The organism is Streptomyces sp. 7R007 (assembly GCF_054850255.1).
This window is the reverse complement of record NZ_JBTWMV010000033.1, coordinates 1-22,101: the sequence shown is the minus strand read 5'-3', so window position 1 is coordinate 22,101 and position 22,101 is coordinate 1. Positions and strand designations below refer to the sequence as shown.

21 protein-coding genes are annotated in these 22,101 nt (G+C 73.3%); 4 read left to right on the top strand and 17 right to left on the bottom strand.

Annotated features, from left to right (window positions below; all coding sequences use genetic code 11):
- Window positions 1-87: 87 nt before the first annotated feature.
- From ACYF6T_RS32015 to ACYF6T_RS32005, 3 genes are all read right to left on the bottom strand, one after another.
- A complete protein-coding gene (locus tag ACYF6T_RS32015; RefSeq protein ID WP_461700855.1) occupies window positions 88-564 on the bottom strand; it encodes a hypothetical protein in 477 nt (158 codons plus the stop codon).
- A gap of 208 nt (window positions 565-772) precedes the next feature.
- On the bottom strand, window positions 773-1,126 hold the full coding sequence (locus ACYF6T_RS32010) for a cytidine deaminase (RefSeq protein ID WP_461700854.1): 354 nt from the start codon (window positions 1,124-1,126) through the stop codon (window positions 773-775).
- Between the two features lie 28 nt (window positions 1,127-1,154).
- Window positions 1,155-1,970, bottom strand: coding sequence for a helix-turn-helix transcriptional regulator (locus tag ACYF6T_RS32005; protein WP_461700910.1), 816 nt, complete (start codon window positions 1,968-1,970; stop codon window positions 1,155-1,157).
- Window positions 1,971-2,117: 147 nt separating this feature from the next.
- On the opposite strand from ACYF6T_RS32005, the gene ACYF6T_RS32000 reads away from it, so the two are divergent.
- On the top strand, window positions 2,118-3,557 hold the full coding sequence (locus tag ACYF6T_RS32000) for an MFS transporter (RefSeq protein ID WP_461700853.1): 1,440 nt from the start codon (window positions 2,118-2,120) through the stop codon (window positions 3,555-3,557).
- Here ACYF6T_RS32000 and ACYF6T_RS31995 read toward each other — a convergent pair.
- From ACYF6T_RS31995 to ACYF6T_RS31980, 4 genes are read right to left on the bottom strand one after another with little or no spacing between them, the layout of a single operon-like run.
- Complete coding sequence (locus ACYF6T_RS31995) at window positions 3,519-3,878, bottom strand: MmcQ/YjbR family DNA-binding protein (RefSeq protein WP_461700852.1); 360 nt, start codon at window positions 3,876-3,878, stop codon at window positions 3,519-3,521. The genes ACYF6T_RS32000 and ACYF6T_RS31995 overlap by 39 nt on opposite strands.
- Window positions 3,875-5,182, bottom strand: coding sequence for a hemolysin family protein (locus ACYF6T_RS31990; protein WP_461700851.1), 1,308 nt, complete (start codon window positions 5,180-5,182; stop codon window positions 3,875-3,877). The genes ACYF6T_RS31995 and ACYF6T_RS31990 overlap by 4 nt, the downstream gene beginning before the upstream one ends.
- Window positions 5,179-5,676, bottom strand: coding sequence for an rRNA maturation RNase YbeY (gene ybeY, locus ACYF6T_RS31985; protein ID WP_142151884.1), 498 nt, complete (start codon window positions 5,674-5,676; stop codon window positions 5,179-5,181). The genes ACYF6T_RS31990 and ybeY overlap by 4 nt, the downstream gene beginning before the upstream one ends.
- Before the next feature lie 14 nt (window positions 5,677-5,690).
- The gene (locus ACYF6T_RS31980; protein WP_461700850.1) at window positions 5,691-6,761 is read right to left on the bottom strand and encodes a PhoH family protein; all 1,071 of its coding nucleotides are present in this window, start codon (window positions 6,759-6,761) and stop codon (window positions 5,691-5,693) included.
- A gap of 277 nt (window positions 6,762-7,038) precedes the next feature.
- Here ACYF6T_RS31980 and ACYF6T_RS31975 point away from each other — a divergent pair, with 277 nt between their 5' ends.
- Window positions 7,039-7,761 carry an FAD binding domain-containing protein gene (locus ACYF6T_RS31975; RefSeq protein ID WP_461700849.1) on the top strand — a complete coding sequence of 241 codons (723 nt, stop codon included), beginning with the start codon at window positions 7,039-7,041 and terminating at the stop codon, window positions 7,759-7,761.
- Window positions 7,762-8,119: 358 nt separating this feature from the next.
- On the opposite strand, the gene ACYF6T_RS31970 is transcribed toward ACYF6T_RS31975, so the two are convergent.
- From ACYF6T_RS31970 to ACYF6T_RS31960, 3 genes are all read right to left on the bottom strand, one after another.
- On the bottom strand, window positions 8,120-9,250 hold the full coding sequence (locus ACYF6T_RS31970) for a carbohydrate kinase family protein (protein WP_461700848.1): 1,131 nt from the start codon (window positions 9,248-9,250) through the stop codon (window positions 8,120-8,122).
- 105 nt (window positions 9,251-9,355) lie between these two features.
- A complete protein-coding gene (locus ACYF6T_RS31965) occupies window positions 9,356-10,645 on the bottom strand; it encodes a glucarate dehydratase family protein (RefSeq protein WP_461700847.1) in 1,290 nt (429 codons plus the stop codon).
- Entirely contained in the window at window positions 10,642-11,538 is an 897-nt protein-coding gene (locus ACYF6T_RS31960) for a 5-dehydro-4-deoxyglucarate dehydratase (protein ID WP_461700909.1), read from the bottom strand. Before ACYF6T_RS31960 ends, ACYF6T_RS31965 begins: the two co-directional genes overlap by 4 nt.
- Window positions 11,539-11,733: 195 nt before the next feature.
- Between ACYF6T_RS31960 and ACYF6T_RS31955 the strand changes: the two genes are divergently transcribed.
- Complete coding sequence (locus ACYF6T_RS31955; RefSeq protein WP_461700845.1) at window positions 11,734-12,516, top strand: IclR family transcriptional regulator; 783 nt, start codon at window positions 11,734-11,736, stop codon at window positions 12,514-12,516.
- A gap of 198 nt (window positions 12,517-12,714) precedes the next feature.
- On the top strand, window positions 12,715-13,911 hold the full coding sequence (locus ACYF6T_RS31950) for an MFS transporter (RefSeq protein WP_461700844.1): 1,197 nt from the start codon (window positions 12,715-12,717) through the stop codon (window positions 13,909-13,911).
- Here the strand turns inward: ACYF6T_RS31950 and ACYF6T_RS31945 are convergent.
- From ACYF6T_RS31945 to ACYF6T_RS31915, 7 genes are all read right to left on the bottom strand, one after another.
- Window positions 13,908-14,897, bottom strand: a complete 990-nt coding sequence (locus tag ACYF6T_RS31945) for an adenosine deaminase (protein ID WP_461700843.1) — start codon at window positions 14,895-14,897, stop codon at window positions 13,908-13,910. The two genes, ACYF6T_RS31950 and ACYF6T_RS31945, sit on opposite strands and share 4 nt — an antisense overlap.
- 20 nt (window positions 14,898-14,917) lie before the next feature.
- Window positions 14,918-15,823: a ribonuclease Z gene (locus ACYF6T_RS31940; protein WP_461700841.1), complete on the bottom strand. Its 906-nt coding sequence runs from the start codon at window positions 15,821-15,823 to the stop codon at window positions 14,918-14,920.
- Between the two features lie 6 nt (window positions 15,824-15,829).
- A complete protein-coding gene (locus ACYF6T_RS31935) occupies window positions 15,830-16,183 on the bottom strand; it encodes a histidine triad nucleotide-binding protein (protein WP_461700840.1) in 354 nt (117 codons plus the stop codon).
- 45 nt (window positions 16,184-16,228) lie between these two features.
- Window positions 16,229-19,462, bottom strand: a complete 3,234-nt coding sequence (locus ACYF6T_RS31930; protein WP_461700839.1) for a S41 family peptidase — start codon at window positions 19,460-19,462, stop codon at window positions 16,229-16,231.
- A 45-nt stretch (window positions 19,463-19,507) separates the two neighbouring features.
- On the bottom strand, window positions 19,508-20,077 hold the full coding sequence (locus tag ACYF6T_RS31925; protein ID WP_461700837.1) for a hypothetical protein: 570 nt from the start codon (window positions 20,075-20,077) through the stop codon (window positions 19,508-19,510).
- A gap of 66 nt (window positions 20,078-20,143) precedes the next feature.
- The gene (locus tag ACYF6T_RS31920) at window positions 20,144-20,890 is read right to left on the bottom strand and encodes a 16S rRNA (uracil(1498)-N(3))-methyltransferase (protein WP_461700835.1); all 747 of its coding nucleotides are present in this window, start codon (window positions 20,888-20,890) and stop codon (window positions 20,144-20,146) included.
- On the bottom strand, window positions 20,887-21,963 hold the full coding sequence (locus ACYF6T_RS31915) for a nitronate monooxygenase (RefSeq protein WP_461700834.1): 1,077 nt from the start codon (window positions 21,961-21,963) through the stop codon (window positions 20,887-20,889). Before ACYF6T_RS31915 ends, ACYF6T_RS31920 begins: the two co-directional genes overlap by 4 nt.
- Window positions 21,964-22,101 lie beyond the last annotated feature (138 nt).

The window sequence follows — 22,101 nt, the reverse complement described above, 5'->3', positions numbered from 1 at the left end:
GTCAGTTTCACAGGAGGGGTGGCAACCGACGGTCCACGCAGCCCAGTTCGCGTCTGCTGCCGCTTGCCGGTCGGCCGGAGACGGCCGTCAGTCGAAGACGAACGGCCCCGGCGACTGCGGCCCGGTCGCCGTGCAGGTGACGGTGACCCCGAAGACGGTCAGCTGCAACGAGCCGCCGTAGGCCTCCAGGCTGTCCCCGGCGGCGACGGTGCCGTCGAGCGGGCCGACGGTGACCGGGTCGCCGGCGGCTGTGGCGGGGTTCTCGGTCCCGCTGAACGTGGCCGTCCCGCCGGTGGTGTTGTTCACCAGGGTGAGCGTGGAGGAGATGGAGTCCTCCGACAGGGCGATCGGCGCCGTGACGGCCGAGGTGACCGTGATGGTGGCCGCCGTGCCGTCCTGGGTGGCCGTGAGCGTGGCCTCGCCGCTGCCGAAGCTGCCGCAGTCGGCGGAGATGGTCGCGGTGTCCGGGGTGACCGCCGCCGCCGTCGGCGCGAAGGCGAGGCCGGTGACCGCGAGGGCCCCGACCGCCAGTGCCGCACCTGTACCGATTCGCTTGCCTCTCATGGGGGTTCAGCTCCCTTCCCGAGTACGGGAACGTCTGGGGGGAATGGGGGGTGGCTGGAGGCCGTCCCGACGGAAACGCCCACGGCAGGCGGGTGCGGACGCGCTGCGCGGCTCGACATCTGACGGACCGTCGGAACTGACGTTCCCATTGATGCGCGAGGGAAGAGGAACTGCAAGCCGCAATTCCGGCCATGTGTTACCGCAGGTATCAACCCGCGGTGACGGTCGAGCGCACGGTGCCGTCCGGGCCCGCCACCAGCACCGGGGTCCCGGCGCCGCCCAGGTCCCGTACGGCCGCCCGGTCCTGCGCCGAGGCCGATTCCGCCTCCGTCACCACCGCCGCCGCCTCCAGCGACTTCGCCCCCGACGCCACCGCCATGGCCACCGCCGTGCGCAGCGCGCTCAGCTTCAGCGACGGCAGGTCCACGGTGGCGGCGACATAGGTACGGCCCGTGTCGTCCCGTACGGCCGCCCCCTCGGGCACGCCGTTGCGGGCCCGCGCGGAACGGGCCAGGGTGACGATCTTGCGGTCCTCGGGGTCGAGCGCGTTGCTGTCGGTCATGATCCGAGCATACGAAGCCCGGCCCCGCTCAGCCCGCCACGGGGTACATCGCCCCGCGCCGGCCCTCCGGGGAGGCCAGCCACTCCAGCTTGGCCGCGGTGTTCGCCTCGTCCAGCGGCGTGTGCAGCACGATCGTCAGATCCGGGCGGGCCGGCACCCTGAGAGCCGTCGACTCCAGGCACAGCAGGCCGACCAGGGGATGGTCGAGCTCCTTGCGGATCTGCCCCGCGTCCTCGATGTCCCGCCGCTCCCACAGCGCCGCGAACTCCGGGCTCACCCCGGTCAGTTCGGCCAGCAGCTCCTGGAAGCCCTCGTCGTCGGGCCGGGCCGCGCTGGCCGCCCGGAACTGTGCGACGACCGTGCGCGCGTTGCGCTGCCAGCTCTTGGAACGCGAGCGGTACATCGGGTCGGTGAAGAAGTCGACCAGGCAGTTCTGCGTGATCCCCGGCCGCATGCCGAGCACCCAGCCCGCGGCGTCGTTGTACATCACGCAGTTGTAGTACACGTCCATGATGTGGGCCGGATACGGCATCCACGTGTCGATCAGCCGCCGCAGCCCCTCGCACCCCTGGTCGGGGGCCGGCCTGGGCGTCGGCGGGTTCAGCCCGGCGAGCAGGTACAGATGCCGCCGCTCCACGTCGCTGAGCCGCAGCACCCGCGCCACCGCGTCCAGCACCTGCGGGGAGACGGAGATGTCCCGCCCCTGCTCCAGCCACTGGTACCAGGACGGCCCGACGCCGGCGAGGACGGCGACCTCCTCACGGCGCAGCCCCGGCGTGCGGCGCCGTGCCCCGCCGTCCGGCAGCCCGACCTCGGCCGGGGAGACCCGGGCCCGCCGGCTCATCAGGAACTCGCGCAGCTCGCTTCGCCGTTGGGTTCTGAGCGTGTCCTCGGGCACGTACCGACTCCCCCTCGTCCTTGCCTGGTGGTGCCACCACCAGGACAACCTGCCGCTCCCCACGACTATTCCACTGCCAGCAGGCTCTTGGGCATGGCGATCGACACCACCCCTCCCGCAACCTCCGCGACGCTCGGCACCCCCCGGCTGTCGACGCGCGACAAACTCGTCCTGTTCGTCCTGTGCGCGGCCCAGTTCATGGTCGCCCTGGACTTCTCCGTGCTGAACGTGGCCCTGCCCGTCCTCGGCACCGACCTCGGCATGAGCCCCTCCGCCCTGCAGTGGGCGGTCACCGCCTTCGCGCTCCCCTCCGGCGGCTTCCTGCTGCTGTTCGGCCGCGTCGGCGACCTCTACGGCCGCCGCAGGCTCTTCCTGGCGGGCCTGGCCCTGTTCGGCGCCGCCTCGCTGCTGGCCACCCTCGCCTGGGACCCGGCGTCGTTCCTGGCCGGCCGTGCGCTGCAGGGCCTCGGCGCGGCGGCGATCGTACCGACCGGCATGTCCCTGCTGACGACGACCTTCCCGGAGGGCCCGGCCCGCGACCGCGCCCTGGGCATCTCGGGGACGCTGCTCTCGCTGGGCTTCACGGTCGGCATGGTGGCCGGCGGTGTCCTCACCGACACGCTCGGCTGGCGCTCCACGATGGGCCTGCTCACGCTGTTCGCGCTGATCGTGCTCCCGCTGGCCCCCGCCCTGCTGCCCGAGTCCCGCACCCCCGAGCGGCCGCGCCTGGACGTGCCCGGCGCGGTCACCGTCACCGGCGGCCTGCTCTCCCTGATCTACGCCCTGTCGACGGCCGCCGGCCACGGCTTCGGCCACGCGGACGTCGTCATCACGCTGGTCACCGGCCTCGTCCTGCTCGCTGCCTTCGTCACCGTCGAGTCCCGTACGGCCGCTCCCCTGGTCTCCCTGCCCATGCTGCGCCGCCGCACGGTGGCGTGGGGCAACATCGGCGGCCTGGTCACCTTCTCGATGATGTCGACGGTCGTCTTCGTGCTGACCCTCTACCTCCAGGAGACCCTGCGGCTGTCGGCCTTCGAGACCGGCCTGGTCTTCGGCGTCCAGGGCGTCCTGTCCGCGGTCGCCGGCACCTACGCCCCCCGCGTCATCGGCCGCCTCGGCGCCCGCCGCACCCTGGTCCTCTCGCTCGCCGGCCAGGGCGCCCTGATCGCCGCCCTGCTCGGCCTGACCGACCGCGCCTGGTCGGTGTGGCTCGCGGTGACCGCCGTCTCCCTGGCCAGCATGTGCCACCTGGGAGCGATCATCTCCTACGGCCTGACGGTCACCTCCGGCGTCCCCGACGACGAACAGGGCCTGGCCACCGGCCTGGTCACCTCCACCCAGCAGGTCGGCATCACCGTCGGCATCCCCCTGCTGGGGGTCCTCGCCACCACCTCCGGCGACCTGCTCTCGGGCGTCCACACGGTGCTGGCGATCGACGCGGTGGTGGTGCTGGCGGCCGCGGCCCTGGTGGCGGTGGGCCTGCGGGCGGGCCGCTCAGGGGCGGTCGAGCCGCAGCCGGTCGGCGCGCGGTAGACCGGCCACCACCAGGTCGTACGAGTCCTCCACGAGCTCCCGGACCAGCCGGTCCGGGAGCTCGCCGTCGACCGTGACCGTGTTCCAGTGGCGCTTGTTCATGTGGTAGCCGGGGACGATCAGGCCCGGGTGGTCGGCGCGCAGCCGGACCGCGTCCTCGGGGTCGCACTTGAGGTTGACGGTCAGCGGGCGGGCGCCGAGGTTGGTCAGGGCGAACATCTTGCCCAGCACCTTGAAGACCGAGGTCTCCGGGTTGAACGGGAAGTCCTCCACCGCCGCGTTGAAGGACAGGCAGAAGTCGCGCAGTTCCTCCGGGCTCACTCCGCTTTCGCCTCCTCCTCGGGCGGGTCGAGGTCGCCCACCGGCTCCACCAGCACCGTCACGATCTTGTTCCGGCGGCCGGCCGCCGCCTCCGCCGTCAGCCGCAGCTCACGCCCGTCGGGCAGCCCGACCACGCTCGACGCCCCCGCGATGGGGACCCGGCCCAGCGCCTTGGCCAGCAGGCCGCCGACGGTCTCCACGTCCTCGTCGTCGTACTCGTCGAGTCCGTACAGCTCGCCCAGGTCGGTGATGTCGAGACGGGCGGTGACGCGGTAGCGGTCGTCGCCGAGGTCCTCCACGGGCGGCAGTTCACGGTCGTACTCGTCGGTGATCTCGCCGACGATCTCCTCCAGGATGTCCTCGATGGTGACGATCCCGGCCGTGCCGCCGTACTCGTCGATGACGACGGCGACGTGGTTGCGCTGCTGCTGCATCTCGCGCAGCAGGTCGCCGGCGTTCTTGGTGTCGGGCACGAACGCGGCGGGCCGCATGGCCGTCGACACCAGCTCGCTCTCCGCCTCCCGGCTGATGTGCGTGCGGCGCACCAGGTCCTTCAGGTACACGATCCCGACGATGTCGTCCTCGCTCTCGCCGGTGACCGGGATGCGGGAGAAACCGGAGCGCAGGGCGAGGGTGAGGGCCTGACGGATCGTCTTGTAGCGCTCGATGACGACCAGGTCGGTGCGCGGGACCATGACCTCCCGCACCAGCGTGTCGCCGAGTTCGAAGACCGAGTGCACCATCCGGCGCTCCTCGTCCTCGATCAGCGACTCCTTCTCGGCGAGGTCGACGAGCGCGCGCAGCTCCGCCTCGGAGGCGAAGGGGCCGCGGCGGAAGCCCTTGCCCGGGGTGAGGGCGTTGCCGATCAGGATGAGGAGGTTGGGGACCGGGCCCATGATCCGCGCGAGCGGCACCAGCACGTACGCCGCCGCGGTGGCCGTGTTCAGCGGATGCTGGCGGCCGATGGTGCGCGGGGAGACGCCGACGGCGACGTACGACACCAGGACCATGACGCCGATCGCCGCCAGCAGCGCGCGGGTGGTGCCGTCGACGGAGCGCAGACAGGCGTACGTCACCAGGGCCGCGGCCGCCATCTCGCAGGCGACGCGGACCAGGAGCGCGACGTTCAGATAGCGGGTCGGGTCGGCGGCGACCTGCGCGAGCTTGGCGCTGCCGCGGCGGCCGGAGCGTACGGCCTCCTCGGCGCGGAAGCTGGAGACGCGGGCGAGGCCCGCCTCCGCGCAGGCGGCGAGCCATGCCACGACGACCAGGGCGACCGCGCCCGCGACGATCTGCCCGGTCATGAGACGGTCGGGGCCGGGGACGGGCCGGTCAGGCCCTTCTCCGCGCGCCAGCCGTCCACGATGGCCGCCTGGAGGCCGAACATCTCGGCCTTCTCGTCCGGTTCCTCGTGGTCGTAGCCGAGCAGGTGCAGCACGCCGTGCACGGTGAGCAACTGGAGCTCCTCGTCCATGGAGTGCTGCGTCGGGGCCTCCTCGCCCTGCTTCTTGGCGACCTCGGGACACAGCACGATGTCACCGAGGAGGCCCTGCGGGGGCTCGTCGTCGTCCTTGCTGGGCGGCCTGAGCTCGTCCATGGGGAAGGACATGACGTCCGTCGGCCCCGGCAGGTCCATCCACTGGATGTGCAGCTGCTCCATGGCGTCGGCGTCCACGACGATCACCGAGAGTTCGGAGAGCGGGTGGATGCGCATCCGTGCGAGTGCGTAGCGGGCGATGTCGAGGATCGCCTGCTCGTCGACCTCGGTTCCGGACTCGTTGTTGACGTCGATCGACATGGCGCTGTGTCTGTCTACTTCCCCTTGTGCCCGGCCTTGCCCCGGCCGCCCTTGTGGGTGCCGTTCTCCGTGCCGTGCTTGCTGTCGTACTTCTCGTACGCGTCGACGATACGGCCCACCAGCTTGTGCCGTACGACGTCGTGGGACGACAGCCGGGAGAAGTGGACGTCCTCCACGCCTTCGAGGATGTCCTGCACCTGACGCAGGCCCGACTTGGTGCCGGTGGGCAGGTCGACCTGGGTCACGTCGCCCGTGATCACGATCTTCGAGTCGAAGCCGAGCCGGGTGAGGAACATCTTCATCTGCTCGGGCGAGGTGTTCTGCGCCTCGTCGAGGATGATGAAGGCGTCGTTGAGCGTACGGCCGCGCATGTACGCCAGCGGCGCGACCTCGATCGTGCCCGCCGCCATCAGGCGGGGGATCGAGTCGGGGTCGAGCATGTCGTGCAGCGCGTCGTACAGCGGGCGCAGGTAGGGGTCGATCTTCTCGTAGAGCGTGCCGGGCAGGAAGCCCAGGCGCTCCCCGGCCTCGACCGCGGGGCGGGTCAGGATGATGCGGTTGACCTGCTTGGACTGCAGGGCCTGCACCGCCTTGGCCATGGCGAGGTAGGTCTTGCCGGTGCCGGCGGGGCCGATGCCGAAGACGATCGTGTGCTTGTCGATCGCGTCGACGTACCGCTTCTGGTTGAGGGTCTTGGGGCGGATGGTGCGGCCGCGGGAGGACAGGATGTTCTGCGTCAGTACCTCGGCCGGGGTCTCCTGGCCGTCGCTCGTCCCGTTCTCGCTCGCCTTCAGCATGGCGATCGAGCGTTCCACTGCGTCCTCCGTCATCGGCTGCCCGGTGCGGAGCACCAGCATCATCTCTTCGAACACGCGCGAGACGAGGGCGACCTCGACCGGGTCGCCGACCGCGCTGATCTCGTTGCCCCGGACGTGGATGTCGGCCCCCGGGAAGGCCTTCTCGATCACGCGCAGGAGGGCGTCGCCGGACCCCAGGACGGTCACCATGGGGTGCTGGGCGGGGACGGTGAACTGTGCTCTCGCCTGCCCCTGCGCGGGGGTGTGAGCTGTGGGTGTCTGAGTCATGGGCCGGCTCTGTAGGCCTTGCTCGTCCTCCTCGTAACGACTCGCCCGCCACAGGGGCGGCCTGGCGATTTCCAGGGTACGCCGGGGGACTGACAACGCCGTAGGCCTTTTCGTGAGGGGCGCGCAGGGCGCGGGCGGGGCGCGCGGGCGCCCTGTGTGAAGCGGTGAGCCCCGCATGCTCCCCCCGCGTGCGTGGGCATGCTTCGCGCCGTCAGTGCCACACGTGTCGGGGCGGCGCCGGTGATCGTCGGCGGCGTCCGGGGAAAGCAGGTCGACGGTGCTTCTGCGGCTGCCCACGTCCATATCCGAGGCCCGGCAGTGCCTGTCCGAGGGGGCGGTGCCGGTCGGCGGCGCCACCCTGGTCTGGGCCGCCTGGCAACGGGACGGGTTCCCGGAACAGGCCGTGTCCCTGCGGCGGCTGCCGGAGGCCAACGTGCTCGGCGCCGGGGAGCTCGGGGCGGCGGTGCTGCTGCACCAGGTCGACGAGCGGGTGCCGCAGGTGCTGCACCGGGCGGCGGCCGGGGTGGGCACGGGCGCGGTGCGCCGGACCGCGACGGTCGGCGGGAACATCGTCGGCAGCACGCTGCGCTGTCTGCTGCCGGCGGCCGTGGTGCTGGACGCGCGGGCGGTGGCGCTGGCGGCGGACGGGCCGTTCGAGACGGACCTCGCCGAGCTGGTGGCCAAGCAGCCCCTGCTGTTGAGCCTGCGCTGGCGGGAGCCGGTGGCCAGCGGTTACCGCAAGCTGTCCGAGGCGCCGGGCGGTCCGCCGCCGCTCGTCGTGGCCACGGCCGTGCACGCCCCCGAGGGCGGCCGGCCCGAACTGCGTGTCGCCGTCCGCGACGGCTACGAGGTCCTCGCCGGAAGCACGCCCTGCGACGCGACCCCGGAGGCCGTGCTCGACACCCTGGGCGACACCCCCCTCGGCACGCTCCCCCCACCGGCCCGCGAGGTGGTACGCGAACAGGTCACGCACATCCTCTCCCACACACCCGACCGCTGACACCCACACCACCACCGCACAATCCGCCGACGGCCAGGCCGCCCCGCACACCCGACCGCGCCAACGCCCAGACCGCCGCCCCACGATCCGCCAACGCTCAAGGCGCCGCCCACAGACCACCGCCCCACCCGGCCACTGCCCCGCAGCCGCCGGCCTCGCACCGCCGCCCCGCACACCCGACCGCGCTAACGTCCAGACCGCCGCCCCTCCAGCCGCTGATCCGCAGCCCGCCGACCTCGGGCCGCCGCCCCGCAGACCCTCAGCCTCAGGCCACCGGCCCGGCGGCAGACCGCCGACGGTCAGGCCGCCGACTCCCAGAGCAGCAGCCTCCGGTCGGCGGCCCTCGCGTCGTCGGTGCTCACGCCGGTCTGAAGCCGATTGTCGGTACTGCTCGGCGTAGGGGCCATGGTCGGCCCGCGTCCTCGGGGAGCAGGCGGTTCAGGAACGCGTAGCGGTGCAGGGCCTCGGGGTCCTGGCCGTCGACGGACTGGACCTTGTGCCACCAGGCCGCGATCTCGGACCAGCCGGGCGCCGAGAGGGAGCCGCCGAACTCCTGCACGGACAGGGCCGCGGTCAGGCCCGCGAAGGCCAGGCGGTCGGCCAGCGGCCAGCCGGCCAGCGTGCCGGTGACGAAGCCGGCGACGAAGACGTCCCCGGCGCCCGTGGGGTCGAGGGCCTCCACGGCGATGGCGGGGACCTCCGCCGTCTCCCCGGTCCGCCGGTCCACGGCGTACGCCCCCTCCGCGCCGAGGGTGACCACCGCGAGCGGCACATGGTCGGTGAGGGCGTGCGCCGCGGCGCGCGGACAGGAGGCGCCGGTGTAGCGCATGGCCTCCTCGGCGTTCGGCAGGAACGCCTCGCAGTGTTCGAGGTCGGCCAGGCCCGCCAGGTCCCACGCACCGGTGTCGTCCCAGCCGACGTCGGCGAAGACGCGGGTCCCCTTGCGCGCGGCCTGGGCGATCCAGGGGGCGCGTCTGCCGGGCTCCAGCGAGGCCACCGCGGCCCGGGCGCGCGGCGGGCAGTCGGGGGCCGGCTCCTCCGGAGGAGGCTCGTGGCCGTGGGAGACCATCGTGCGCTCCCCCTCGTACGCCATGGAGACGGTGACCGGGGAGTGCCAGCCCGGGACCGTCCGCGACGGCGAGAGGTCGATGCCCTCGCCGCTCTCCAGGGCGTCCCAGCAGTACTCCCCGTAGTGGTCGTCGCCGAAGGCCGCCGCGAGGGACGTGCGCAGGCCGAGGCGGGCCAGGGCGGTGGCCATGTTGGCGACGCCGCCGGGGCTCGACCCCATGCCGCGCGCCCAGGACTCGGTCCCGCGCACCGGGGCGGAGTCGAGCCCGGTGAAGATGATGTCCAGGAAGACCGTGCCCGTCAGGTACACGTCCCAGGGAGGATCGTCCGGCGTGCGCAGCGCGGCCAGGGGGTCGACCCGGGCCTGGCACTGCGGTCCCTCGGTGATGGGCGACGGTCCCTTTCCGTTGGGCGCGATCACGGTGCACTCCCTGACATGGTGCGGATCAGGCCAGTGTGCACCACACCACCGACAACGGGCCGCCGCTCCCGCCCCACCCGCCCGTCGCGTCCTCCTGCGGGGCGTCTACCAGCGCGGCACCGCCGGCGTCCGCCACCCGGGGTCGGCGATCCGCATCGCGGCCGCGTCGTCGCGCTCGCGCAGCGAACCGTCGTCCGCCAGCCATCGCCGGTGCAGCGCGGCGAGCCGGTCCCGGTCGAGTTCGACGCCGAGACCGGGCGCGTCGGAGACGGCGACCTTGCCGCCGTCGAAGGCGAGCCGCTCGGTGAGGACGTCCTCCGACTGCCAGGGGTAGTGGGAGTCGCAGGCGTGGTGGAGACCGGGGACGGTGGAGGCGACGTGGGTCATCGCGGCCAGGCTGATCCCGAGGTGGGTGTTGGAGTGCATGGAGACGCCGACACCGAACGTCCGGCAGATGGCTGCGAGTTGCCGGGTGTTGCGCAGTCCGCCCCAGTAGTGGTGGTCGGAGAGCACGACCTGGACGGCGTCCCGGGTGAACGCCTCCTTGATCTCGGCGAACGTCGTCACGCACATGTTGGTGGCCAGCGGCACGTCGGTGCCGGCGGACACCTCGGCCATGGCGGAGATGCCGAGCGCCGGGTCCTCCAGGTACTCCAGGACGTCCGCCAGCTCCCTGGCCACCTTCAGCGAAGTCTCCACCGACCAGGCGCCGTTGGGGTCGAGCCGCAGTGGGTGGCCGGGGAAGGCGTCCGCCAGGGCCCGTACGGCGGCGATCTCCTCCTCCGGCGGGAAGACGCCGCCCTTGAGCTTGAACGAGGTGAACCCGTACCGCTCCTTGAACAGCCGCGCCTGCGCCACCACCCCGGCGGGGTCGAGGGCGGCGCCCCAGTCGTCCTTCTCGCAGGCCACGCCCTCGGGGTGGCCGGCCCACTTGTAGAACAGGTAGGCGCTGTACTCGACGGCGTCGCGCACCTTGCCGCCCAGCAGTGCGTGCACGGGCAGTCCGAGGGCCTTGCCGAGGGCGTCGAGGCAGGCGACCTCGAAGCCGGAGACGACGGACAGGCGCAGCTTGTCGGCGGTCTGCACGCCCCGCAGCCCGCCGACGTCGACCTGCCCGGAGACCCGGGAGGCGTCCACGGCGACCTCGTCGGCGATCACGAACAGCCCGTTCAGGTCACTGATCTGACGTCCGATCAGCTTTTCGGCGAACGGCCGCGCCAGCTCCAGGTACTTGGTGTCGCCGTACGTCTCGCCCACGCCGGTGATCCCGTCGGCGGTGACCACCTCCACGATCAGCCGGGGGGTGTACGGCTGGTGCACGCCCTGGGTGTTGAGCAGCGGGGGGTCGGCGACGAGGATCGGCGTCAGCCGTACGTCGGTGATCGTGAGGTTCACAGGGCGGCTCCTACGAGGTCGAGGCCGGCGGTGAGCAGGGCCTCCAGGTCGGCCAGGTCGGCGGGCGAGGGGTCGGTGAGCGGGGCGCGCACGGGGCCGACGGGGCGTCCGCGCAGCCGGGCGGCCGCCTTCACCAGCGAGACGGCGTACCCGGGGACGCGGTCGCGGATCTCGACGAGCGGGACGTAGAAGTCGCGCAGCAGCTTGTCGACCGCGCCCTGGTCGCCGTCCTTCAGGGCGGCGAAGAAGGCGTTCGCGATCTCGGGGGCGAAGGCGTGCACGGCGGAGGAGTAGGCGGGGACGCCGACGGTGGCGTAGGCGCGGGCCTGGATCTCGGCGGTGGCGGCGCCGTTGAAGAACAGGAAGCCCTCGGGGGCGGCGAGGGTGAGGCGTTGCAGCCGGTCGAGGTCGCTGTGGCCGTCCTTGAGGCCGATGACGGTCGGGAGGGCGGCGATGCGGCGCAGCGAGGCGGGCGTGTAGGCGACCTGGCCGCGCTGGTAGGCGATGAGCGGGAGCCGGGTGCGGGCGGCGAGGTGCTCCAGCTGGGCGACGAGCCCGTCCTGCGGGGCGGCGACCAGGTAGTGCGGGAGCACCAGCAGCGCGTCGGCGCCGGCGTCCTCGGCGATCCGCGCGAACCGGGCGGCCTGTGCCCAGCCGTAGCCGACGCCGGCCACGACGGGCACCCGGCCGGCCGCCTCCTCGACGGCGATGGCGACGACCTGGCGGTACTCGTCCTCGTCCAGCGAGAAGAACTCGCCGGTGCCGCAGGCGGGGAAGACGGCGCCGGGTCCGGTCGCGAGCTGCGCCGCGACGTGGGCCCGGAAGCCGTCGGGGTCCAGCGAGCCGTCCGCGGCGAAGCTCGTGAGCGGGAACGACAGCACACCGCGCGCCATGCCGTCGCTCAGCCGCCGGGCGGTGCGGATCGGGTCGCTGGTGTCGTTCGTGCCGGCCGTGCCGTCGGTGTCGTCGACGTCGAGGCTCACCCTCGGTCATCTCCCCATGTAGATGTCATCTATGTATGAAGACAAAGGCTAGGTACACGAACGGCACCCGTCAATGGCGCGGCGCCGCCCGACTACCATCGGCACATGTCTGAGTCAGGGGGCGTCCGCGAGGTGAAGTCGGCGGCGCGCACGGTCGAGCTGCTGGAACTGCTGGCCGAACGCGGCGACCGCCCGGCCCGTCTACAGGAGCTCGCGGACGCGCTGGAGGTGCCGCGCAGCTCCATGTACGCCCTGCTGCAGACGCTGATCGGCCGCGGCTGGGTCCGCACCGACATCACCGGCTCGCTCTACGGCATCGGCATCCACGCCCTGCTGACCGGCACCAGCTACCTCGACTCCGACCCGCGGGTGCGCGTCGTACGGCCGTACCTCGACGAGGCGTCCGAGGCGCTCGGCGAGACGATCCACATGGGGCGGCTGGACGGGCGGGACGTGGCGTACCTGGCCACCCGGGAGTCGCACGAGTACCTGCGCACCATCAGCCGGGTGGGGCGCCGGCTGCCCGCGCACGCGGGCGCGCTGGGCAAGGCGCTGCTGGCCGAACGCTCGGACACGGAACTGCCCGACGGTCCCTACGAGGCCCTCACCCCCCACTCCCACACCAGCCGCGCGTCCCTGGCCGCCGACCTCGCGGAGGTCCGCGACCGCGGCTACTCCGTCGACCGGGAGGAGGGCGTGCTCGGCATCGTCGGCTTCGGCTTCGCGCTGCGCTACGACTCCCCCGCCCAGGACGCGATCAGCTGCTCGGTCCCGGTGGCCCGGCTGACGCCGGGGCGGGAGGAGCGGATCGTGGCGGTGATGCGGGAGATCAGGGCCAAGGTGGAGGCGTCGGTGCCGGCGGGCGGCGGGGCGGTGCACTGGCGCTGACGGGCCGGAGAGGCCCGACGAAAGCGCCCGTTTACCCGGCCTCTCCCACCCCAAACGCGAACGTGCGCCACATCACACCCCCCGTCCTTCTTCCACAACCGCGTGCTTGATACAACTTGCTCGCGCGTTCCCGTCCGTCGACGGCCTGCGCCCCACCCCCTTCGTGAGCCGCTTCTTTCGCATGCCCTGGGAACGCCCGTGTCCGCCCCCCGCACCACCGCCTGGCCCCTCGTCGCCCTTTTCACGGCCGGGTACCTCGCCCCCTACCTGCTCCCCACCACCGTCGGCCGACTGGACTCGGGACTGCCGCTGACCGCCACGCAGGCCGGTGCCGTCGGCAGCGCGCTGCTGCTGAGTTCGGCGTCGGCCGGGTTCGCGCTGGCCGCCCGGGTGGACCGGATCGGCCCCCGCACCCTGGCTCGCGCCGGCCTCGCGCTCGCCGTCGCCGGTTACGGCACTGCGGCCCTGACGACCACCGTGTGGGCCGTCGTCGCCGGCGCCGTGCTCGGCGGCTTCGGCTCCGGTACGGCCACCACGGTCGCCGCCTCCGGCATCGCCGGCCGCCCCGACCCGCACCGCGTCACCACGCTGGGCCTGCTCGGCGTCTCCGCGCTCGCCGGCGCCGTCTATCTGACGGTCCCCCGCCTCGGTCCGGGCCACGGCCTGCCGCTCGCCGCGATCGCCCTCACCGCCCTCGCCGTGTGGCCGCTCACCGGCCGCCTCCCGGTCCGCGCCGCGCTCCCCCAGGCCGCCCGCACCGGCACCCGCCTCCCCCACCCGCGCTCCGGCCTGCTCCTGGCCGCCGCCATGCTCTGCTGGTCCCTCGCCCAGAACGCGCTGTGGGGCGTCAGCGGCCGCATCGGCCTCGTCCAGGCGCACCTGTCGGAGGCCACCGTCGGCGCGGTCTTCGCGGTGGCCCTCGGCGCCGGACTGCTGGGCGTGACGGTCGCGGGCGCGGCCGGCCCCCGCCTCGGCCGGGCCCTGCCGGTCGGCGCCGGCACCGCGCTCATCGCCGGCTGCATCGCCGTCAGCGCCTCGGCGACCGGCCTGGCGTCCTTCGCGTCGGGCGAGATCGCCTGGAACCTGCTCTACCCGGTCGTGCTGTCCTACGTCATCGGCCTGGCCGCCTCCCTGGACCCCCGCGGACGCTGGGCGGTCCTGGTCGGCTCGGCGTCCTCCCTGGGCACGGCGGCGGGCCCCCTGACGGGCAGCCTGCTGGCGGCACGGGCCGGGTTCCCGGTGATGGGGGCGGTGCTGGCCGCCGGACTGCTGGTGATCGCCGTGCCGATGACGGCGGTCGCGCTGGGCAGGCGTTCCCTCCCGGTGGTGGAGATCCCGGTGGACCTCCCGGTGGAGACACCCGCCCCGCGGGACTACGACACCACGGCCGCCTAGAACGCGTAGGCGTCGACCTCGGCGAGGTACCGCGCCCTCTTCTCCTCGTCGTCCTCCAGGAAGGACGCGAGGAAGGAGTTGCGGGCCAGCGCGCGCAGGCGTTCCTCGTCCAGTCCCAGCGCCGAGCGCACCGCGTCGAAGTTGTCGCCCGCGTACCCGCCGAAGTAGGCCGGGTCGTCTGAGTTGACCGTGCACATCAGGCCCGCGTCCAGCATGGCCGGCAGCGGGTGGTCGGCGAGGGTGTCGACCGTGCGGAGGCGGACGTTGGAGAGCGGGCACAGGGTGAGCGGTATCCGCTCGCGCACGAGCCGCTCCACCAGCGCCGGGTCCTCCACGCACCGCAGCCCGTGGTCGACGCGCTCGACGCCGAGCACGTCCAGCGCCTCGGTGATGTACTCCGGCGGGCCCTCCTCACCGGCGTGGGCGACCCGTCGCAGCCCCAGCGCGGCGGCGGCCTCGTAGACCTCGCGGAACTTCGCCGGCGGATGCCCGACCTCGGCCGAGTCCAGGCCCACGCCGGTGATCCGGTCCAGGTACGGCTTCGCGGCCCGGAGCGTCTCCAGGGCCGACTCGGCGGACTCGTCGCGCAGGAAGCAGAGGATGAGCCGGGTGGACACGCCGTGCCGCGCCTCGCTGCTCCCCAGCGCGCGCCACAGGCCCTCCACCACCGTGTCCAGGTCCACGCCCCGCGCGAGATGGGCCTGCGGGTCGAAGAAGATCTCCGCGTGCCGGACGCCCTGCGCGGCGGCGCGGGCGAGATAGGCGTCGGCGAGGTCCGCGAAGTCCCGCTCGGTGCGCAGGACGGCCATCAGCTCGTAGTACAGGTTCAGGAAGGACTGGAGGTCCTCGAAGTCGTACGCCTTGCGAAGCTCGTCGGTGTCGGCGTACGGCAGCTCGACGCCGTTGCGGGCGGCGAGCTCGAAGGCGAGCTCCGGCTCCAGGGTGCCTTCGATATGGAGGTGCAGTTCTGCTTTGGGGAGGGGCATCGCAGTATCGTACGGGTGATTTATCTGCGTTTCGGAACCGGCACCCTCAGTAGATCGTGCGCTACGGTCAGCTCCCCCTCGAACCCCGCCGCCCGCGCCTGCCGCTCGAACTCCTCGGGTTCCGCGTACCGCTGGCTGAAGTGGGTCAGGACGAGGTGGCGCACGCCCGCGTCCCGGGCCGCCCGCGCCGCCTGACCGGCGGTCAGATGGCCGTGTTCCTCGGCGAGTTCGACGTCCTCGTCGAGGAAGGTCGACTCGATGACGAGCAGGTCGCAGCCGTCCGCGAGCGCGTGCACGCCCTCGCACAGCCGGGTGTCCATGACGAACGCGAACCGCTGCCCCCGGCGCACCTCGCTGACGTCCTCCAGCGAGACGCCGTTCAGCGAGCCCTCCCGCTGGAGGCGGCCGACGTCCGGGCCCGCGATGCCGTGCGCGGCGAGCCGGTCGGGCAGCATACGGCGGCCGTCGGGTTCGGTGAGGCGGTAGCCGTAGGACTCGACGGGGTGCGAGAGGCGGCGGGCGTCGAGCGTGTAGGCCGGGGTGGTGGCGAGGACGCCGTCCGCGGCGACCGGCGCCTCGGTGATCCGCACGGTCTCCCGGTACGCCGTCGCGTACCGCAGCCGGTCGAAGAAGCGCTGCCCGGACTTCGGGTAGTGGGCGGTGACCTCGTGCGGGACCCGGTCGAGGTTGACGCGCTGGATGACGCCGGCCAGGCCCAGACAGTGGTCGCCGTGGAAGTGGGTGACGCAGATGCGGTTCAGGTCGTGCGCGGCGACCCCGGCGCGCAGCATCTGGCGCTGGGTGCCCTCGCCGGGGTCGAAGAGGAGGCCCTCGCCGTCCCAGCGCAGCAGGTAGCCGTTGTGGTTGCGGTGCCGGGTGGGGACCTGGCTGGCCGTGCCCAGCACCACCAGTTCGCGTACGGACACGGCGACTTACCCGGGGGGCCACTGCATGCCGCGGCCGCCGAGGACGTGGGCGTGCGCGTGGAAGACGGTCTGGCCGACGCCGGCGCCGGTGTTGAAGACGACGCGGTAGCTCTCCAGCTTGTCCTCGTCGGCGACCGCCTGGGTCTCGCGCAGGACGTCGGCGGCGAGTCCGGGGGCGTGGGCGGCCAGTTCGGCGGCGTTCGCGTAGTGCGCCTTGGGGATGACCAGGACATGGGTGGGTGCCTGGGGGTTGATGTCCCGGAAGGCGACGGTCGTCTCCGTCTCGCGGACGACCGTCGCGGGGACGTGCCCTTCGACGATCTTGCAGAACAGACAGTCGTCCTGCGGCTCGCCTGTCATGGTGCCTCCGGTGTGATCGAGTACGAGGGCATCGTAGCGAGTGCGTCAGTCCAGGCTGGGAGGTGTCTTCGCGGGCGTCTCCGCCAGCGCCTCCAGCGCGATCCGCACCGCCTCGTCCAGTTGGGCGTCCCGGCCCGCCGCCCAGTCCTGCGGGCGCTGCACCACCTCGACGTCCGGCTCCACGCCGCGGTTCTCCACGCCCCAGCCGTAACCCTCCAGCCAGATCGCGTACTTGGGCTGTGTGACGAGGGTGCCGTCGACCAGGCGGTAGCGGCTGTCGATGCCGATCACCCCGCCCCAGGTGCGGGTGCCGACCACCGGCCCGATGCCGAGCGCCCTGATCGCCGCGTTCACGATGTCGCCGTCGGAGCCCGACCACTCGTCGGCGACGGCCACGACGGGGCCGCGGGGGGCGTCCTGCGGGTAGCTGTAGGGGCGTCTGCCGCGCGGCAGGCCCCAGCCGACGACGCGCCGGGCGAGCTTCTCGACGACGAGCTGGGAGGTGTGGCCGCCGGCGTTCTCGCGCACGTCGACGACGAGGCCCTCCTTGGCGACCTCCACGCGCAGGTCGCGGTGGATCTGGGCCCAGCCGGGCGCCTGCATGTCGGGGACGTGGAGGTAGCCGAGGCGGCCGCCGGAACGTTCGTGGACGTGGGCGCGGCGGTCGGCGACCCAGGCGTGGTAGCGCAGCGGGGTCTCGTCGGCGATGGGGACGACGACCGCGTGGCGCAGTTCGCCGCCGCCGGCGGGCGAGACGGTCAGCTCGACGGGCTTGTTCGCGGTGCCCGTCAGCAGCGGGCCGGGGCCGGTGACCGGGTCCACCGGGCGGCCGGCGACCGCCACGATCGCGTCGCCCGCGCGCACCGCGACGCCGGGCGCGGCCAGCGGGGAGCGCGCCTCGGGGTCGGAGGTCTCGGCGGGCAGGACCCGGTCGACGCGCCAACTGCCGTCCTGGTGACGGGAGATGTCGGCGCCGAGCAGGCCCTGCCGGGCACCGTGGCCGTAGCCGCCGCGCGGGTAGACGTAGGCGTGCGAGGTGCCGAGTTCGCCGTGCACCTCCCACAGCAGGTCGATCAGGTCGCTGTGGGTGGCGACCCGGTCGAGCAGGGGCCGGTAGCGGTCGAGGACCGCGTCCCAGTCGACGCCGCCCATGTCGGGGCGCCAGAAGTGGTCCCGCATGATGCGGCCGTTCTCGGCGTACATCTGCCGCCACTCGGCCGCCGGGTCGACGGTCTGGCGGACCCGGCCGAGGTCGACGGTGATGTTGGCGTCGCTGTCGTCGTCGTTCGGGGCGCGCCGGTCGCTGGGGACGACCTTGAGCCGGCCGTCGGTCCACAGCAGGATGCGTTTGCCGTCGCCGCTGACCTCGAAGGCGTCGGCGTCGGCGGCGAGGTGCTCGACGCGCTGCTGGACGTGGTCGAAGCGCTCCAGCTCGGTCTTGGGGTCGGGGTCGTCCGGGGTGGCCCGGGAGGCGCCCAGGACGCCGTGCACCGGGTGGCGCAGCCACAGCACGCCGTCCTTGGCGGCCCTCAGGCCGCTGTAGCGGGCGGCCTCGACCGGGAAGGGCACGATGCGGTCGGCGAGGCCCTCCAGGTCGACGCGGGTGGCGGGGGTGCCCTCGCTGTCGGGGGTCTCGTCCTTGTCGGGGGCGTCGAAGGGGCGGCCGTGGCGCTGCGGGCCGAACGGCGAGGGGGTGGTCGCGGCCAGGGTGATCAGGTGCGGGCGGGCGCCGGCCAGGAAGGCGAGGTCGAAGACGTGCTCGTCGTAGACCGGGTCGAAGGAGCGGCTGGAGAGAAAGGCGAGGTGCTTGCCGTCGAGGGTGAAGGCGGGGTCGTAGTCCTGGAAGCGCAGCGGGGTGGCCTCGGTGACCGCCAGGTCGGCGGTGTTGGCGAGCTTGAGCTGGCACAGCGGGCGCGGCCCGGGGTGGGACCAGGCGAGCCAGGCCGAGTCGGGCGAGAAGACCAGGCCGGAGACCTCGCCGTCCTCGCTGCGGTCGACCTCGCGCACCTCGCCGGTCTCCCGCTCCACGAACAGCAGCCGCCCGTCGTGCGAGGCGACCGCGGCCCGGCTGCCGTCGGGTGCCATGGCCAGCTCCAGGACCCGGCCGAGCTGCCCGGCGGCGAGCCGGCGGGGGGTGGCGCCGGGCGCGAGACCGGTGGCCGGGGCGAACTCCAGGGCGTCCTCGCCCTCGGCGTCCGTCACCCACACGACCCACTCCTCGCCCTCGGCCCGGAAGGTGCGCGGCAGCCGGGCCCGGACGCCGGGTTCGGCGGCCAGCGCGCGGGCCGGGCCGGAGCGGTGGGTCACCCAGTGGACGGCGCCGCGCACACAGACCGCGCTGCCGCGCGCGGTGTGGTCGGGGGCGGCCGAGCCGAACCAGCGGGACGCGTTGACCGGGTACGGCTGGAGGTCGACGCGCTGCCCGCCGAGCCGGACGTCGAGGCGGCGGGGTTCGGCGCCGTCGAGGTCGTCCAGGAGCCAGAGTTCACCGGCCGAGCAGTAGACGACGCGGCTGCCGTCACCCGATGCGTGGCGGGCGTAGAAACCGTCGAGGGGGGTGTGGCGGCGCAGGTCGGAGCCGTCGGCGAGCGAGGAGTACAGCGCGCCGACGCCCTCGTGGTCGGAGAGGAACGCGATCCTCCCCCACTCTCGGCTTCGCTCGAGCGGGGGGACCCCCATGCCCGCCCACACCGGGCATTCGATGTTGCCGTCGAGGTCGGCGTGGAGCCTGACGAACTCGCCGTCCCCGCCGGAGTCGATCCACAACTTGCCCGCCGTACCGCCCCGGTAGCGCTTCCAGCGGGCGGCCTCCAGGCCCATGGGCGCGGACAGCAGGACGGTCTTCGGGCCGTACGCGACGTCACCGACCGGACCGTGGGGCAGGGTGGCGGCCGGCCCGCCGTCGAGCGGGACGGTCCGGGCCCAGGTGCGGCGCAGGCCGGCCTGCCCCTGCGCGCTGATCGCCAGGACCTCGCCGCCGGGTGTCCAGCCGCGCACGGCGGTGCGCCAACTGCCCCAGTACGTCAGCCGTCTTGACGGCCCGCCGGCGACCGGGGCGACATGCACCTCGGGCGCCCCGTCCCGCGTCGACGTCCAGGCGACCGTCGTGCCGTCGGGCGAGATGCGCGGCTGGGTGACCGGTACGTTGTCGGCGCTGACCCGCCAGGCCCGGCCGCCGTCGAGGGGGGCGAGCCAGACGTCGTCCTCGGCGGTGAACGCGACCAACTCGCCGTGCAGATGCGGGTGGCGGAGGTATGCGGGAGGTGCGGACTGCGTCACCCGATCACTCTATGCAGTCGAGGCGTCGACGGACAGGCGTTTGGATCACTTGCCCTGCACCGGCCAGCACTGCGGATCGCCCTTGCACCAGATCGTCCGGGTGACGGTCACGGTGACGGTGGGGCCGGGCTGCCCGTAGGTCGGGGTGGTGTTGCCGTTGCCGACGGGCGAGGGCGTGCCGTTGCAGTCGCCCAGTCCGCTGACGTGGAACCACGTCCGGCCGCCGACCTTCGCGGTCAGGTCGCCGCGCACACAGGCGCCGTCCACGGCACGGGTGATCTTGCCGGTGACGGTGATCTCCTTGCCGTCCTTGGTCTGGCCCTGGCAGTCGACGTTGGCGACGGTGGTCTCGCTCGCCGAGGGCGTCGACTGACCGGGCGTGTACGCCTTGTCGTTGTTGCCGTAGTTGGCCGTGCAGCTGAGCCACTGCACGTCGACCTTCTGCCGTTCGAGTTCCTTGGTCACGGTCTGGTCGGTCGTGTACGCCACGGACGCGGAACTCAGTCCGGTCGGATCACAGGCGACGACCCCGCCGACGGCCACCACGGCCAGCCCCGTCACGGCGGCCACCCGCGCCCCACGCGTACGCAGCCGAACCGACGTCCATCCCCACATGCAGGGCAGCCTGCCACCAGGTGCCGCCCGGCGGTAGAGCGCATACGGTCATTGCGGGCGCCGGTGCTACGACCAGCGGCCGGTGCGGCCCAGGAGCAGGGCTGTCGCCGCGGTGCCGGCGGTCGAGGTGCGCAGCACCGTGGGGCCGAGGACGTACGCCTTCGCGCCGGCCTCCTCGAAGAGCGCCAACTCGTCCTTGGAGACGCCCCCTTCGGGTCCGACGACCAGCACGATCTCCCCCTCGGCGGGGAGGTCGGCGGTGGCCAGCGGTGCGCTGCCGTGCTCGAAGTCGGAGTGCAGCACGGCGGCGAGGTCGGCTTTGGCAAGAAGTGCGGCAACCTGCTTGGTCGTCGCCGCGTCCGCGACCTCCGGGAAGCGGACCCGGCGGGACTGCTTGCCGGCCTCGCGCGCGGTCGCCCGCCACTTGGCGAGCGCCTTCAGCCCGCGCTCGCCCCTCCACTGCGTGATGCAACGCGCCGCCTGCCAGGGCACGATGGCGTCCACGCCGACCTCGGTCATGGTCTCCACGGCGAGTTCACCGCGGTCGCCCTTGGGCAGGGCCTGCACGACGGTGATCCGGGGCCTCGGCGCCGGCTCCTCGGTCACCGGGGCCAGCCGGACGACCAGTCGGTCCTTGCCCTCCACGCCGGTCACCTCGCCCACCGCGTGCCGGCCGGCGCCGTCGGTGAGGACGACCTCCTCGCCGGGCTCCAGCCGCTTCACGGAGACGGCGTGCCGGCCCTCGGCGCCGTCCAGGACGTACGGCCCGCCGCCGGCCGGCAGGTCCTGCGCCACGAACACCGGCGCGGTCATCGCAGGTCCCCCTTGCCCGACAACGCTGTCCTGGCCGCGTCGAGTTCGGCGGCCAGCACCTCCACCAGCTGTCCGGCGGGCAGCTCACGGGCCATGCGGTGACCCTGCCCGGCCCACAGCGCCATGCCCTGCGCGTCGCCGGACGCGGCGGCCTTCTTGCGCAGCGGTGAGGTGAGGTGGTGCACCTCGGGGTAGGCGGCGGGGGCGTACGGGCCGTGCTCGCGCATGAAGCGGTTGACCAGGCCGCGGGCCGGGCGGCCGGAGAAGGCGCGGGTCAACTCCGTACGCGTGAACAGGGGGTTGGTCAGCGCCTGCTTGTGGACGGCGCTCGCGCCGGACTCGGCCGCGGCGAGGAAGGCCGTGCCGAGCTGGGCCGCGCCGGCGCCCGCGGCGAGGACGGCGGCGATCTGGCTGCCGCGCATGATGCCGCCGGCGGCGACGACCGGGATGCCCACGGTCTCGCGGACCTGGGCGATCAGGGAGAGCAGGCCGATGCCGGCGGCGTCGTTCTCCGGGGTGTCCCGGTGGGTGCCCTGGTGGCCGCCGGCCTCCACACCCTGCGCGATCACCGCGTCGGCGCCGGCCCGCTGCACGGCGAGGGCCTCCTCGGCGGTGGTCGCGGTGACCAGCGTGAAGGTGCCGGCGCGGCGCAGGGAGTCCAGCACGTCGCGGGTGGGGACGCCGAAGTGGAACGACACCACCGGTACGGGGTTGTCGAGCAGGACGGCGAGCTTGGCGTCGTAACCGTCGTCGCGGCCGCTGTCGGGGTCGCCGAGCTCGGTCTCGTACCAGGCGGCCTCGCCGGCCAGCTGGTGGGCGTACATCTCGACGGCGCCGGACTCCGCGTTGTCCGGCTGCGGCATGAAGAGGTTCACGCCGAAGGGGCGGCTGGTCAGGCTGCGCAGCTGCTTGATCTCCTGGTACATGCCGTCGGCGGTCTTGTACCCGGCGGCGAGGAAGCCCAGCCCGCCCGCCTCGCACACGGCGGCGGCGAGCCGCGGCACGGAGACGCCGCCCGCCATCGGAGCCTGCACGATCGGATGGGGGAAGAGATCGGTCAGTGCGGAGGACATGACCGCATGTTGTCACGTCCTCCGAACAAGTCCGAATCGGCCGGCACCGTGGCAGGCACCGGCAGTGCACAGCCCGTCCGGCGCTTGAGGACGAGGCCGTTCAGGCCGAAGCGGGGGTCTGGGGGCGGCAGCCCCCAG

Coding starts and splice junctions, on each gene's coding strand:
- ACYF6T_RS32015 (WP_461700855.1), bottom strand. CDS start 564: ATGAGAGGCAAGCGAATCGGTACAGGTGCGGCACTGGCGGTCGGGGCC.
- ACYF6T_RS32010 (WP_461700854.1), bottom strand. CDS start 1,126: ATGACCGACAGCAACGCGCTCGACCCCGAGGACCGCAAGATCGTCACC.
- ACYF6T_RS32005 (WP_461700910.1), bottom strand. CDS start 1,970: ATGAGCCGGCGGGCCCGGGTCTCCCCGGCCGAGGTCGGGCTGCCGGAC.
- ACYF6T_RS32000 (WP_461700853.1), top strand. CDS start 2,118: ATGGCGATCGACACCACCCCTCCCGCAACCTCCGCGACGCTCGGCACC.
- ACYF6T_RS31990 (WP_461700851.1), bottom strand. CDS start 5,182: ATGACCGGGCAGATCGTCGCGGGCGCGGTCGCCCTGGTCGTCGTGGCA.
- ybeY (WP_142151884.1), bottom strand. CDS start 5,676: ATGTCGATCGACGTCAACAACGAGTCCGGAACCGAGGTCGACGAGCAG.
- ACYF6T_RS31980 (WP_461700850.1), bottom strand. CDS start 6,761: ATGACTCAGACACCCACAGCTCACACCCCCGCGCAGGGGCAGGCGAGA.
- ACYF6T_RS31960 (WP_461700909.1), bottom strand. CDS start 11,538: ATGGCGCGCGGTGTGCTGTCGTTCCCGCTCACGAGCTTCGCCGCGGAC.
- ACYF6T_RS31955 (WP_461700845.1), top strand. CDS start 11,734: ATGTCTGAGTCAGGGGGCGTCCGCGAGGTGAAGTCGGCGGCGCGCACG.
- ACYF6T_RS31945 (WP_461700843.1), bottom strand. CDS start 14,897: ATGCCCCTCCCCAAAGCAGAACTGCACCTCCATATCGAAGGCACCCTG.
- ACYF6T_RS31935 (WP_461700840.1), bottom strand. CDS start 16,183: ATGACAGGCGAGCCGCAGGACGACTGTCTGTTCTGCAAGATCGTCGAA.
- ACYF6T_RS31925 (WP_461700837.1), bottom strand. CDS start 20,077: ATGTGGGGATGGACGTCGGTTCGGCTGCGTACGCGTGGGGCGCGGGTG.
- ACYF6T_RS31920 (WP_461700835.1), bottom strand. CDS start 20,890: ATGACCGCGCCGGTGTTCGTGGCGCAGGACCTGCCGGCCGGCGGCGGG.
- ACYF6T_RS31915 (WP_461700834.1), bottom strand. CDS start 21,963: ATGTCCTCCGCACTGACCGATCTCTTCCCCCATCCGATCGTGCAGGCT.